Annotated in this window: 12 protein-coding genes and 1 riboswitch; of the genes, 10 read left to right on the top strand and 2 right to left on the bottom strand. The window is 62.9% G+C overall.

Translation table 11 applies throughout. The annotated features are described in order from the left end of the window. Positions 1-87: 87 nt before the first annotated feature. Complete coding sequence (locus M728_RS21310; protein ID WP_026619758.1) at positions 88-1,413, bottom strand: ABC transporter substrate-binding protein; 1,326 nt, start codon at positions 1,411-1,413, stop codon at positions 88-90. A 390-nt stretch (positions 1,414-1,803) separates the two neighbouring features. After that, positions 1,804-1,910, top strand: a riboswitch (guanidine-I (ykkC/yxkD leader). A gap of 94 nt (positions 1,911-2,004) precedes the next feature. Between M728_RS21310 and M728_RS21315 the strand changes: the two genes are divergently transcribed. The 9 genes from M728_RS21315 (at position 2,005) to M728_RS21355 (ending at position 11,187) form a co-directional block, all read left to right on the top strand. Next, positions 2,005-3,087 carry a putative urea ABC transporter substrate-binding protein gene (locus M728_RS21315; RefSeq protein ID WP_026619757.1) on the top strand — a complete coding sequence of 361 codons (1,083 nt, stop codon included), beginning with the start codon at positions 2,005-2,007 and terminating at the stop codon, positions 3,085-3,087. A gap of 81 nt (positions 3,088-3,168) precedes the next feature. Beyond that, positions 3,169-3,993 carry an ABC transporter permease gene (locus tag M728_RS21320; RefSeq protein ID WP_026619756.1) on the top strand — a complete coding sequence of 275 codons (825 nt, stop codon included), beginning with the start codon at positions 3,169-3,171 and terminating at the stop codon, positions 3,991-3,993. After that, entirely contained in the window at positions 3,990-4,796 is an 807-nt protein-coding gene (locus tag M728_RS21325) for an ABC transporter ATP-binding protein (protein WP_026619755.1), read from the top strand. Before M728_RS21320 ends, M728_RS21325 begins: the two co-directional genes overlap by 4 nt. Beyond that, positions 4,789-5,994, top strand: a complete 1,206-nt coding sequence (locus tag M728_RS21330; RefSeq protein WP_026619754.1) for an agmatinase family protein — start codon at positions 4,789-4,791, stop codon at positions 5,992-5,994. Before M728_RS21325 ends, M728_RS21330 begins: the two co-directional genes overlap by 8 nt. 10 nt (positions 5,995-6,004) lie before the next feature. Then, entirely contained in the window at positions 6,005-6,544 is a 540-nt protein-coding gene (locus M728_RS21335; RefSeq protein ID WP_026619753.1) for a hypothetical protein, read from the top strand. A gap of 25 nt (positions 6,545-6,569) precedes the next feature. Beyond that, positions 6,570-7,154 carry a HupE/UreJ family protein gene (locus M728_RS21340; RefSeq protein ID WP_026619752.1) on the top strand — a complete coding sequence of 195 codons (585 nt, stop codon included), beginning with the start codon at positions 6,570-6,572 and terminating at the stop codon, positions 7,152-7,154. Between the two features lie 352 nt (positions 7,155-7,506). Further along, positions 7,507-8,805 (top strand): amidohydrolase family protein, encoded by a 1,299-nt coding sequence (locus tag M728_RS21345; RefSeq protein ID WP_026619751.1) that lies wholly within the window; start codon positions 7,507-7,509, stop codon positions 8,803-8,805. A gap of 132 nt (positions 8,806-8,937) precedes the next feature. Beyond that, a complete protein-coding gene (amrS, locus tag M728_RS21350) occupies positions 8,938-10,080 on the top strand; it encodes an AmmeMemoRadiSam system radical SAM enzyme (protein WP_084044343.1) in 1,143 nt (380 codons plus the stop codon). 165 nt (positions 10,081-10,245) lie between these two features. Next, positions 10,246-11,187: a kelch motif-containing protein gene (locus M728_RS21355; RefSeq protein ID WP_034883272.1), complete on the top strand. Its 942-nt coding sequence runs from the start codon at positions 10,246-10,248 to the stop codon at positions 11,185-11,187. A gap of 57 nt (positions 11,188-11,244) precedes the next feature. Here M728_RS21355 and M728_RS21360 read toward each other — a convergent pair whose 3' ends face one another. Beyond that, positions 11,245-12,135 carry an alpha/beta fold hydrolase gene (locus M728_RS21360; RefSeq protein WP_026619748.1) on the bottom strand — a complete coding sequence of 297 codons (891 nt, stop codon included), beginning with the start codon at positions 12,133-12,135 and terminating at the stop codon, positions 11,245-11,247. Between the two features lie 175 nt (positions 12,136-12,310). On the opposite strand from M728_RS21360, the gene M728_RS21365 reads away from it, so the two are divergent. Continuing rightward, positions 12,311-12,832, top strand: a complete 522-nt coding sequence (locus M728_RS21365; RefSeq protein ID WP_245269683.1) for a CGNR zinc finger domain-containing protein — start codon at positions 12,311-12,313, stop codon at positions 12,830-12,832. Positions 12,833-12,945 lie beyond the last annotated feature (113 nt).

The following is a 12,945-nucleotide window of genomic DNA, read 5'->3' on the forward strand; positions in this document are numbered from 1 at the left end:
TCACTGACGTCACCTGAATTCAAGGAAGAATCGGGTTCGAGGCCGACGGCCCGGACCTTCGCGGCCGGGCCGTGTTGCTGAGGGAGCCTAAAGCTTGCCTTCGTCCTCGAAGATTTCCTTCCAGTCGTTGACGAGAGAGTCGAGTGCCTCTTGCGCCGTGCCCTGGTCGGCGACGACATAGTCGTGCAGGCGCTTCTGCATGGCCTGCAGCAGGATCGCGTAGGACGGCTCCTGCCAGAAATCCTGCACCTGGTTCATCGCCACGAGGAAGTCGGCCGCGAAGGGCTGGCTGTCCTTGAAGGACGGATCGTTCAGGACGGCATTGTGCACGGCGTAGCCGCCGAGCGCCCACCATTTCTTCTGGACATCGGGCTGAGCGAACCATTTGATGTAGGCGAGCGCGCCGTCCATGTTGTCGGTATTGGCGACGACGGACATTCCCTGCCCGCCAAGCGTCGAGGCGGCCACCTTCTGCTTGGGATTGACGAAGAAGCCGATCTTGTCGCCGCCGACCTTCTCGTCCTTGTAGAGGCCGGGGAAGAAGGCAAACCAGTTCATCGCCATCGCCACCTGGCCGGATTTGAAGGCGTCGAGCCCCTCACCCATGTAGCTGTCGGTGTAACCGGGCGGCTGACAGCATTTGTAGAGAGCCTTGTAGGCTTCGAGGCCCGCCACGGCATCCGCGGAATTGACGGCACCGTCCATGTCGTATTTGCCGCCGGTCTGCTCGTATTTGAAGCCATAGGGATAGAGCGCCGAGGTCGCGCCCATGGTGATGCCCTCGGAGGCACGCTCGGTGAAGATCGCGGCACCATAGACCTTCTGGCCGTCGATTTCGCGACCGGTGAAGAATTCGGCGACCTGCTTCAATTCATCCCAGGACTTCGGCGGGCCGAGGTCGCGGCCGTATTTCTCCTTGAACTCGGCCTGCAATTCCGGCTTGGCGAACCAATCCTTGCGATAGAACCAGCCGTTGGCGTCACCCATGGCCGGCAGCGCCCAATAGTTCGGCGTGCCTTTCGGCCAAGTGGAATAGGCATTGACCGCGGCTTCGGCGAAGTCGCTCATCTTGATGCCTTCCTTGTCGAAGAAATCGTTGAGCTTGACGTAGTAGCCGTTCTCGGCGGAACCGCCGATCCACTGGCTGTCGCCGATCAGGAGATCGCAGAGCTTGCCGCCCGAATTGAGCTCGTTGAGAATGCGGTCGGCGAAGTTCGGCCACGGCACGAACTCGAACTTCATCGTGGTGCCGGTCGCTGCGGTAAAATCCTTGGAGAGCTCGACCAGCGCATTCGCCGGATCCCAGGCCGCCCAGCACAGCGTCAATTCATCGGCCTTCGCCATTCCCGGTATCGCCGTCGACAGCACGAGTGCCGACGACATGCCCATCAGGGCCTTCGTCACCTTCCGCATGTATTCCTCCCAGATACAGAACCGACCGACGCCGGCCTCGGAAAATTCTCCCTTGCTCACATGCCCAAGCCATACTCCCTCATGTTGAGCAATATGTTTAGTGATATACGCTTTACTAAACACATCAAGTGAATTCGTCGCTGCAGCGCAGCATGCGTCGCGCGGAGAGCCAGAGGGGGAGCGTGCAAAGACTCGAGCGGCCTTGGAACGTTATTGTGGCCGCAGACCATCAACACGTCTCGATGCGCGGAAGACCGGGACGATCAGGTCGCCTCAGATGTGCCCTAATAAATATTGGTCTACTTGATTAATTTATAAGCATCAAACGCACAAATTATGAGCATAAATTTGCAAAACTTCCGCTTTACTTTAGAGGACATCAAACTATACTGGCAATGTTTCTAGGGTTCCGATGCGATAAAGCATGACTGGACCGAGAGAAACCTCCGGTGGGGAGACATCCACCGGGTCCACGGCGGGATAAAAGCCCGGGAGGCTCATGCAGCGATGTCGTTGCTTTGGGAATCCCGCCTCGTGATTTCCGAGAAATGAGCGCAGCTTGAGCCCCAAGTCGAACAAGGGGAACAGACGATGCGTTTCGGAAATGGCAGATTCGGTTTTCGTGCCCTCTCGGCCGCTCTCGGCCTCTCTCTCGCGCTACTCGCGGGCGGGACGCAGGCGGAGCCGAAGAAGGAATTCAATATCGCCTGGACGATCTATGTCGGCTGGATGCCATGGCCCTACGCGGCGGATGCCGGGATCGTGAAGAAATGGGCCGACAAATACGGCATCACCATCAACGTCAAGCAGATCAACGATTACGTCGAGTCCATCAACCAGTACACCGCCGGCGGCTTCGACGGTGTGACGGCGACGAACATGGATGGCCTGACCATTCCTGCCGCCGGCGGCGTCGACACGACGATCCTGATCATCGGCGATTTCTCCAACGGCAATGACGGCATCGTCTCCAAGACCGCGAAGACGCCCGCCGATCTCAAGGGTGAGAGCATCAATCTTGTCGAACTGTCGGTCTCGCACTACCTGCTTGCGCGCGCTCTCGAAGCGGCGGGGCTTTCCGAAAAGGACGTGACGATCGTCAACACCTCCGACGCCGACATGGTCGCCGCCTTCAAGTCGCCGGAGACCTCGACGGTGGTGACCTGGAACCCGCTGCTCGCCGAGGTCAGGGCCGAACCCGGTTCCGCCGCGCTGTTCGATTCCACGCAAATTCCGGGCGAGATCATCGACACGCTGATGGTCAACACAGAGGTGCTCAAGGACAATCCCGCCTTCGGCAAGGCACTCGCCGGCATCTGGTACGAGACGATGGCGGTCCTTTCCGATCCGGGCGAAAAGGGCAAAGCGGCGCGTGCCGCCATGGGCGCGATGTCCGGCACGGACCTTGCCGGCTTCGAGGCCCAACTTGCGGCGACCAAGCTGTTCGCGACACCTGAGGAGGCGGTCGCCTTCACCGAGAGCGAGGACCTCATCAAGACGATGGACCTCGTCAGAACCTTCTCCTTCGACCATGGCCTGCTCGGCGACGACGCTTCCGACAAGGACGCCGTCGGCATCGCGTTCCCGGGCGGGCAGGTTCTCGGCTCGACCGACAACGTGAAGCTGCGCTTCGACGTCAGCTACATGAGGCTCGCTGCCGAAGGCTCCCTCTGACGCCGCTACAGGGCACGGACTGACGCTGCCCCTGCCCTGCCGGCTTCGGCCCGAGATGTTCTCCAGAGGATGGAAAGACTCATGCGACGTGCCGTCAATATCGTCCCGGGATCGGGAACGCGGATCCTGCTTGCCCTCCTGCCCTTCCTGCTGATCGCCTGCCTCTATGTCGTCGCCTCGGCGGAACGGCGGGCCGCAAATCCGGGCGACAAGCTGCTGCCGCCGATCACGGAAATGGCGACGAGCATGGACCGGTTGGCGACCGAGCCCGACCGGCGGTCGGGAGACTTGACCCTCTGGTCTGATACCGCGGCGAGCCTCCAGCGACTGTTCATCGGCCTCGGTGCGGCCGCCGCCATCGGCTTGGTGCTCGGGCTGACGCTCGGGCTGCTTCCGCTAGCAAGCGCCGGGCTGTCGCCGCTCGTCGCCGTCGTTTCGATGATCCCGCCGATGGCGATCCTGCCGGTGCTGTTCATCGTCTTCGGCCTCGGCGAACTCTCCAAGGTGGTGCTGATCGTAATCGGCATCGCACCCTTCCTCGTTCGCGACCTCGCCATGACCGTCACCGCCATCCCGAGTGAGCAGATCGTCAAGGCGCAGACGCTCGGCGCCTCCACCTGGCAACTGATGCTGCGCGTTGCACTGCCGCAGGCGATGCCGCGGCTCATCGAAGCGCTCAGGCTATCACTCGGCCCGGCCTTCCTCTTCTTGATCTCGGCGGAAGCGATCGCCGCCGAGAGCGGCCTCGGCTATCGCATCTTCCTCGTCCGGCGCTATCTCGCCATGGACGTGATCCTGCCCTACGTCGCCTGGATCACCCTCATCGCCTATCTTCTCGACTGGCTGCTGGCGCGGCTCGCCCGGCGCGCTTTCCCCTGGGCCTATGTCCAGGAGACGCGCCGATGAGCGAGATCCGCGTCCACAATGTCTGGATGGAATATGGCAACCAGATCGTGCTCGAAAGCATATCGGTCGACATCGCCTCCGGCGCCTTCGTCTCCGTCGTCGGTCCCTCGGGCTGCGGCAAATCCACCTTTCTCCGGATGATCCTCGGCCAGCAGCGGCCGACGCGCGGCATCATCACGCTCGATGGAGCGGCGCTGCCGGACGAGCCGGGTCCGGACCGCGGCGTGGTTTTCCAGCGCTATTCGGTTTTTCCCCACCTGAACGTTCTACAGAACGTCCTGATCGCCTTCGAATTCGCGGAGAGCTCGTTCACGGCCAAGCTGTTTGGAGCGAAGCGACAGGCGGCCAGCGAGAAGGCGGAAGCGCTTCTTGAAGCGGTTGGGCTCAGCGAGCACACTCGGAAGTATCCGAGTGCGCTTTCGGGTGGGCAGCAGCAGCGGCTGGCGATCGCCCAGGCGCTCGCCAGGGAACCGAAGGTGCTGCTGCTCGACGAGCCTTTCGGCGCGCTCGACCCCGGGACGCGGGCGCAGATGCACGCGCTCATCAATCCGCTCTGGCGCGAGCGCGGCATGACCGTGATCATGGTGACCCACGACCTCAAGGAGGCCTTCGGTCTCGGGACGCGGCTGCTCGCCTTCGATAGGCCGCGCATCGATCCGCAAGCGCCTGAGCGCTACGGCGCCCGCATCATCTACGACCTCGATTTGAGCCGCGACGGGCCCGTCCCGGTACTCGGCTTTTCGCGGCCGATCGAGGCCAGCCCCACGTCCCAGGAAACGAAAAGGAGCATGCCCCATGCGTGAACCCCCAAGCCGCCAGTCTCGCCGCGCCGGCCCCATAGCGACGCCCGTTCGCGAGCGCCGGCACCACCCGGATTTCAACATGCTCGACAGCCAGGGCTGGAAGGCGCTCGAGGCGGAGGGGAAGCTTTCCGGCAACGGCTGGGGACGGGAAAAGAAATGGGCGCTCGAAATGGGCCTGCCGGGCTCGGAGAGCCTCACGGACAAGTCGATCCCCACCTTCGCGCGGGGCGAGCTGCCGCATTTCGCCGGCATCAACACGTTCCTGAAGGCGCCCTACGTCGAAAATGTCCGCGATGTCGGCAAATACGATGCGGCCGTGCTCGGCATCCCGTTCGACAGCGGCACGACCTATCGGCCGGGCACGCGCTTCGGACCGCAGGGTATCCGCCGCATCTCGGCGCTCTACACGCCTTATAACTATGAAATGGGCGTCGACCTGCGCGAACAGATGACGCTCTGCGATGCGGGCGACGTCTTCACCATCCCGGCCAATCTGGAAAAGAGCTTCGACCAGATCACCCGCGGCGTCGCCCATGTCTTTTCCTCCGGCGCGCTGCCGATCATGCTCGGCGGCGACCATTCCATCGGCTTTCCCTGCGTGCGCGGCATCGCCGAATGCACCTCGAAACGCATCGGCATCATCCATTTCGATCGCCACATCGATATCCAGGAAAAGGATCTCGACGAACGCATGCACACGACGCCGTGGTTCTGGGCGACCAATCTGCCGAACGTCTCGCCGAAAAATCTCGTCCAGCTCGGTATCGGCGGCTGGCAGGTGCCGCGCGACGGCGTGAAGGTGGCGCGCGAGCGCGGCACCAATGTGCTGACGATCGACGACATCGAAAAGCTCGGTCCGGAGAAGACCGCCGAGATCGCGCTCGAGCTCGCCTGGAAGGACGCCGACGCCGTCTACATTTCCTTCGATGTCGACAGTATCGATTGCGGCTTCGTACCCGGCACGGGCTGGCCGGAACCGGGCGGCTTCCTCCCGCGCGAGGCGCTGAAGATCCTCGGGCTGGTTGCGGCAGAGGGGCTCTGCGGTCTCGAGGTCGTCGAGGTCAGCCCGCCCTACGACACCTCCGACATCACGGCGCTTTTCGGCGTGCGGGTGGTGGTGGAGGCGCTTGGCTCGCTCGTAGCGCATGGCAAGCTCGGCTCCCACAAGCACCTGATCGACAAGCCGGTGAGCTTCTGAGGAGACGGCCATGCACGGCGGACATCATCACCACCACGGCGCGCAATCGCACCACCATGATCATGATCACGGTCACGACCATTATCATGAGGGCCACCAGCACACGGGTCCCGGCCATAACCGGCAGCGTGACACCGTACAATGGCAGGTACCGCATCGCCCCGAAAGCAAGGACCTGTCGCCGCCGCACGAACGTGATCTCGATCTCGTCGAGGCGAGTTTCGTCGAGAACTTCGCCCGGGCGAGTGATCAGACGAGTTTTCTCAGGCTTGCGGGCATTCCCTTCGTCGGCGTCGACGCTTCCGGGAAAGCCCTGCATCTGCTTCGTGTCGAGACCGCGGATCGCACCGACATCGGCGCGGTCGTGCCGCTCCTCGGTGGCAACGGCGTACGCTACGACGTGCTGCCCGCCCGCATGACCTCGCGCCGCCACGACCTCTCATTCCTCTATCACGACGGCAAAGCGGTCGTCCGGCTGTCGTTCGCCGAGGCACGCAAGCTCGAGGACCGCACTGACGCGTCGCATTTCGATATCGAACCGACCGAATGAATTCTCCCTTCAGAAAGGCAACGTCATGATTTTTCGGACCATCGCTGCGCTCGCCGCCCTCCTAATCACTCTGCCCGGTCAGGCCCTGGCCCATATCGGCGACCCTGTCCACGGCATCGAAAGCGGCTTCCTCCACCCCTTCTCAGGCCTTGATCACCAGCTCGCCATGGTCGCCGTCGGGCTGATTGCCGCGCGGCTTGGCGGCCCGGCGCTCTGGCAATTGCCAGTCGCCTTCGTCTCGGCCATGGTCGCGGGCGCAGCCGTAGCCATGAGCGGGACGACGGTGCCGCTCGTCGAAACGGCGATCCTCGCCTCCGTGATCATCTACGGCGCAGCGCTGATCATAAACGCGAACGTGCCGGTTACTCTGGCTGTCACGGGCAGCGCCGCCTTCGCCTTCTTCCATGGCTTGGCCCATGGAGCCGAGGGGCCGGCTGCCGCTCCCCTCGGCTATATCCTCGGTTTCGTTGGCGGCACGGTGATCCTTCTCGTAACCGGCATCGCCGTCTGCCGTGGGGTTGCCCGATATGACGTGGCCGGAGCGGCGGCGCTTCGTATCGCCGGCACGGTGATCGTGAGCGCCGGTGTCGGGCTCGCTTATGTTGCCTGACGCTTCGCGCGCGAGGAGATGAATATGCGTGCCATAGCCGACATGTTGATTTGCTGGCGACAGGTCATCTTCGCGGGTATGGCTTCCCGCTTTGCTGGTCTGCAGAGACTGCATCCAGCCTCGCCCCCGCCGACAACCAGCGCGCAGAGCGACGCTGTAAAGAGCGACGGCCCCATAACGCTGCGCAAACGTGGTAAAAGGCGAGTGTGAAGGTCGCGTTTGTCGAGGCGGGCCGCACCGCAGACCTCCTTGGCCGGTGGCACTGATGGCCCGGCGCGCCCGCGTCCCGCAGGTCCTGATGCAATCCTACCGGCGCGGCGAGCGCTGAGCGATAACCCGGAGAGCCTCACCCATGTTCGACCTGATCATCCGCAATGCGAATCTTCCCGACGGCCGCGAGGGCTTCGATATCGGCATTGCCGGCGGCAAGATCGCAGCCATCGAGAAATCCATCGCCGCGACCGCCGGCGAGACGATCGACGCGACCGGCCGGCTCGTCAGCCCGCCCTTCTGCGATCCGCATTTCCATATGGACGCAACGCTATCGCTCGGCATGCCGCGGATGAACGTCTCCGGGACGCTGCTTGAGGGTATCGCGCTCTGGGGCGAGTTGCGCCCGCTCTTGACGAAGGAAGCCCTCATTGAACGGGCCTTGCGCTATTGCGACCTCGCCGTCACCCAGGGCCTTCTCTACATTCGCAGCCATGTAGACACCTCCGATCCGCGGCTGGTGACGGCCGAAGCGCTGCTCGAGGTCAAGGAAAAGGTCGCTGCCTACATCGAGCTTCAGCTCGTCGCCTTCCCCCAGGACGGCTATTACCGCGCACCCGACGGCGTCGCCTCGCTCGAGCGCGCGCTCGATATGGGCGTCGGCATTGTCGGCGGCATTCCGCATTTCGAGCGGACGATGGAAGATGGCGCCCGCTCAGTCGAGGCGCTGTGCCGGATCGCCGCCGACCGTGGCCTGCCGGTCGACATGCACTGCGACGAAACCGACGATCCGATGTCGCGCCACATCGAAACGCTGGCTGCCCAGACGGTACGTTTCGGCCTAAAGGGACGCGTGGCAGGTTCGCATCTCACCTCGATGCATTCCATGGATAATTACTACGTCTCGAAGCTCATCCCGCTGATGGCTGAGGCGGAGATCAACGTGATCCCCAATCCGCTGATCAACATCATGCTGCAGGGCCGGCATGACACCTATCCGAAACGGCGCGGCATGACGCGGGTTCGGGAGCTCATGGCGGCCGGCCTGAACGTCTCCTTCGGGCATGACTGCGTCATGGATCCCTGGTACTCGATGGGCTCGGGTGACATGCTGGAGGTCGCCCATATGGCAATCCATGTCGCGCAGATGGCCGGCGTCGAGGACAAGCGCAAGATCTTCGACGCGATCACCGTCAATTCAGCGAAGACCATGGGGCTCGAAGGCTACGGTCTCGACATTGGCTGCAAGGCAGATCTCGTCGTGCTGCAGGCGGCCGACGTCGCCGAGGCGTTGAGGTTGAAGCCGAATCGCCTGTTCGTCATAAAGGCGGGCAAGATCATTGCCAAGACTGCGCCGCGCATTGGAGAGCTCTTCCTCGCCGGGCGCCCTGCCTCGGTCGAGATCGCGCGCGATTATGTCCCCCAGGTGCAGCAGCGCTGACCGGAACCGATCCAGATAGGAGGAACAATATCGAAGACCTGCACGCCGCCGGGCGATCGCCGATGGGGGACGTGGTCCCCGGGAGCAGTTCATCACCGTTGAACGATACCAAGACAGGTCTATCATATGAGTATGTCCCCAGTCCCGAACGACGCCACCGCTGTCCGCCCGGAGTTGCAACCGCAGGACGCGTCGATTGTGCCGGGCCGCTATTGGCACGCGCTCGCCGACGGGCGCATCCAGTGCGACCTCTGTCCGCGATTTTGCAAATTGCATGAGGGGCAACAGGGACTCTGCTTCGTCCGTGCCCGCCAGGCCGACCGGATGGTGCTGACGACCTACGGGCGCTCCAGCGGCTTCTGCGTAGATCCGATCGAGAAAAAGCCGCTCGATCATTTTCTGCCGGGCACCGCAGTCCTGTCTTTCGGCACGGCGGGCTGCAATCTTGCCTGCCGCTTCTGCCAGAATTGGGATATCAGCAAGTCACGCGCGATCGACACGCTTGCCGATGCCGCTTCCCCCGCGGCGATCGCGCGTGCGGCCGTGGATCTCGGCTGCCGCAGCATTGCCTTCACCTACAACGACCCCGTCATTTTCCACGAATACGCCATCGACGTGGCTGATGCCTGCCGGGAACAGGGGATTAAAAGCGTCGCGGTCACGGCCGGCTATGTCTGCCCGGAGCCCCGCACCGAATTCTATCGCCACATGGATGCGGCCAATGTCGATCTCAAGGCATTCACCGAGCGCTTTTACCAGCGCGTCTGCAGCGGCCATCTCCAGCCGGTGCTCGACACGCTTGTTTATCTCAAGCGTGAAACCTCCGTTTGGTTCGAGATCACGACATTGCTCATTCCCGGCGAAAACGATTCTGAGGCGGAGATCGAGTCACTGACGCAATGGATCATGGAAGAACTCGGGCCAGATGTGCCGCTTCACTTCACGGCCTTCCATCCCGACTGGAAGATGATGGACAAGCCGCCCACCGCGCCCGCTGCGCTGACACGGGCGCGTCGGATCGGTCTCCAAAACGGGCTGCGTTACGTCTACTGCGGTAACGTGCACGATGCCGTCGGCGGCAGCACCTGGTGCCACGCCTGCGGCGCATGCCTGATCGCCCGCGACTGGTACCGCCTGCTATCTTGGGCGCTCGACGCCGAAGGCCGCTGCCGCCGCTGCGGCACGCCTTGCTCGGGAGTGTTCGAGCCGCACCCGGGTGACTGGGGCGCCCAGCGCCGGGCGGTGCGCATTGCGCCGATGGCGGCACCGGCTTGACCAGCCGGCTGTGCGAAAAAGGCTGAGGGCCGCGTCAAAGGAGATAGCGGCGATTTCCAGCGAGGATTTCTAAACTCACGGTCTGTGGTCGCCGTAAACTTTCAGGTATTCTTCGCCGAATGGTTCTCCGGAAGCCGCCTTTTGGCACCGGCGGGGAGGGTCAATATGCCAATATCGCAAACATACCGGTTCTTCACGCTCGTGCTTGTTTGGCTGCTGCTGAGCAACGCAACGGCGGCGCAGTCGGGCAACGGGCAGTGGCGTAGCGCAGCGCCGATGCCCTCCGAGCGGTCCGAGGTCGCCGTCGCCGAGCTGGACGGCAAGATCTATGTGGTCGGGGGCTTCTCCGAGGCCAGTGACCTGGAGATCTACGATCCGCGCGCCGACCGCTGGAGCCGCGGCGCGCCACCCCCGCAGCCGTTGCATCATGCAGGGACGGTCGGCCTGAACGGTAAGCTCTATGTTATCGGCGGCTATTCAGATGGCTGGACGCCGATGGCATCGCTCTACGAATATGATCCGGCGCGCAATCGCTGGCGCGGCCTGGCACCTATGCCCACCGCACGAGGTGCACTTGCCGTAGCGGTGCTCGACGGCAAGATCCACGTCGTCGGCGGCGCCGGAGACGATCGACGCAATACGCCTGCGCATGAGGTGTACGATCCCGGCAGCAACACTTGGTCGAACCGTGCGGCTCTAGCAACCCCGCGCGACCATCTCGCGGTCGCCGTGGTTGGCGGGCGGCTCTATGCGATCGGTGGCCGCATCGACGGCAGCTATGCCCGCAACCTGGCCGCCAACGAGGTCTATGAATCGGCGAGCGACCGCTGGGAACGCCGCTCCGATTTGCCGACGCCGCGCAGCGGGATCGCTGCAGCGGTCATTGGCGGACGCATCGTTGTGGTCGGCGGCGAAGCGCCCGAGGGTACCTTCGACACGGTCGAGGCTTACGAACCGGTGAGCGACGACTGGCAGCGTCTTGCACCGATGCCGACGGCGCGGCACGGCTTGGGCGCGGCCGTGGTCGATGGCCGGATATTCGTCGTCGGCGGCGGACCGACGCCGGGCGGCTCGGCTTCCCCCGCCAACGAGGTCTTTAGTCCCTAAACGCGCCGGATTCACGCCGTGCCCTGAAAGGCCCGGTGATAAGCTCGCAGCATTCTCTTAGGGGAGTTGCGGGAGTCTCTCTTGCGTTCGCTTGAAGAAATCCATCATGAGGGTGAGCGCCGGTTCCGCATGCGTCTCAAGCAGGAAGTGCCCACCGTCCAGGATGTGCGCCTCCATGCGTGGGAGGTCCTGCATCCAAGAGAGCGTTTCGGCGATGTCGAAGAAGGCGTCGTGGCGGCCCCAGACCATCAGCGCTGGCGGCTGCCGCTGCTTGAAATAAGCGCCGATCGCATCGAACTGGGCGACGTAATTGCCGTAGTCGGCAAGAAGGGTGCGCTGCATCTCCATGCGGCCGGGCAGGTTCAAAACCCTCCAGTCTTCGACCCAGGGCTCGCCCTTGATTTTGACGACGACCTCTGCCGGCACGTCCCGCGTGTACTGGTCGCGCGTCCCTTCGAAGGTGAGAAAGGTGGTCGCTCTGGCCTTATTTTCCGGGGTCGGATCGGACCAGTACGCGAACGTCGCCTCCCACTGCGGCGCAAAGCCAGTGCGATGCGCATTGGCGTTCTGAATGATGAGGCCCGACACCAGCTCGGGCGATTGCATGGCGATCCGCAATCCGACCGGCGCACCCCAATCGTGCAGATAAATGAAACGTTGACCGATCTCGATATGGCGCAACAGCTCGGTGATGGCGTTGCTGAGCGCTGCAAACGAAGGCGCGGGAAGAGGATCGGATTCTCCGTATCCGGGCAGGTCGGGCGCGACCACGTAGGCGACGCGCGACAGCGCGGGGATCGCGTCACGGAACGTGCGCGATGAACTCGCGTAACCGTGCAGCAGCAATAGCCCGGGGTTCGATGTATCACCCGCTGTGACGTAGGCAAGCTCGGTTCCATCGGAGAGACGCATTCGGCGTCGGGCGGTTTTATCATGATGGGTTTGCATACCTGACTCCTGGATTTGTCGTCAGCGATGAAACCTGATATTTAGACTTATGCGGTTACAGCGCTGTAACCGCATAACGCGCTAAAAAAGGTTACGTTCCCTGTCGAGCGATCACACGGCCTGGGTGCCGGAGCACTTCATAGGCGGTCATCCCGCCCTGGACCTTTCGAACGCTGTGTATGACCGGCGAGCCCCACCGCCGGACAATGAGCTTTTTAAGTCCCCCCGGGACGTCGGGACGTGGCTCCTCGCTGCAGGGTTGGCAGACGAACGTGGAGCAGAAGCGGTCGCCGAGATACGCGATAGGCACTTCCTCATCGGAGTTCGTGTGATACGGGACTCGTCATACGAGGTCTTCGATGCGATCGCCTCAGACGTGGAGATCCCGTCGCAACCGCTTGGCCTTCTATTCTCACGCGCAGCACGCGGGTTGGGAGCCCAGCCAGTCGGGTGGAATGCGACAAGGCTCGATCTCACGTCCAATCAATGGCGAGACCCAACCCTTGTGACCGCATTCCTCGCCCATCTGTCGATCGAGGCATTCTTTACGCTGCCTCGTACAAGGCTGCATGCCTGCCCACGATGTGGGTGGCTGTTCATAGACACGTCGCGAGGCGGGAAGCGCCGCTGGTGCAACATGCGGATTTGCGGGAATCGCGAAAAGATATCCCGCCATAGGGGCCATATGGGAACTTAATCGGCAGCGGTGTGTCAAAACGAACCCGCGGGAAATGGTTTCAGCCGCGATAGAGCCAGAGCAAGTCAGCGGACGTGTCTTCCAGTCCTTAATTCCCGCACTGACTTACCCAT

The sequence above is a fragment of the Ensifer sp. WSM1721 genome, assembly GCF_000513895.2.
Taxonomy (GTDB): Bacteria; Pseudomonadota; Alphaproteobacteria; order Rhizobiales; family Rhizobiaceae; genus Sinorhizobium.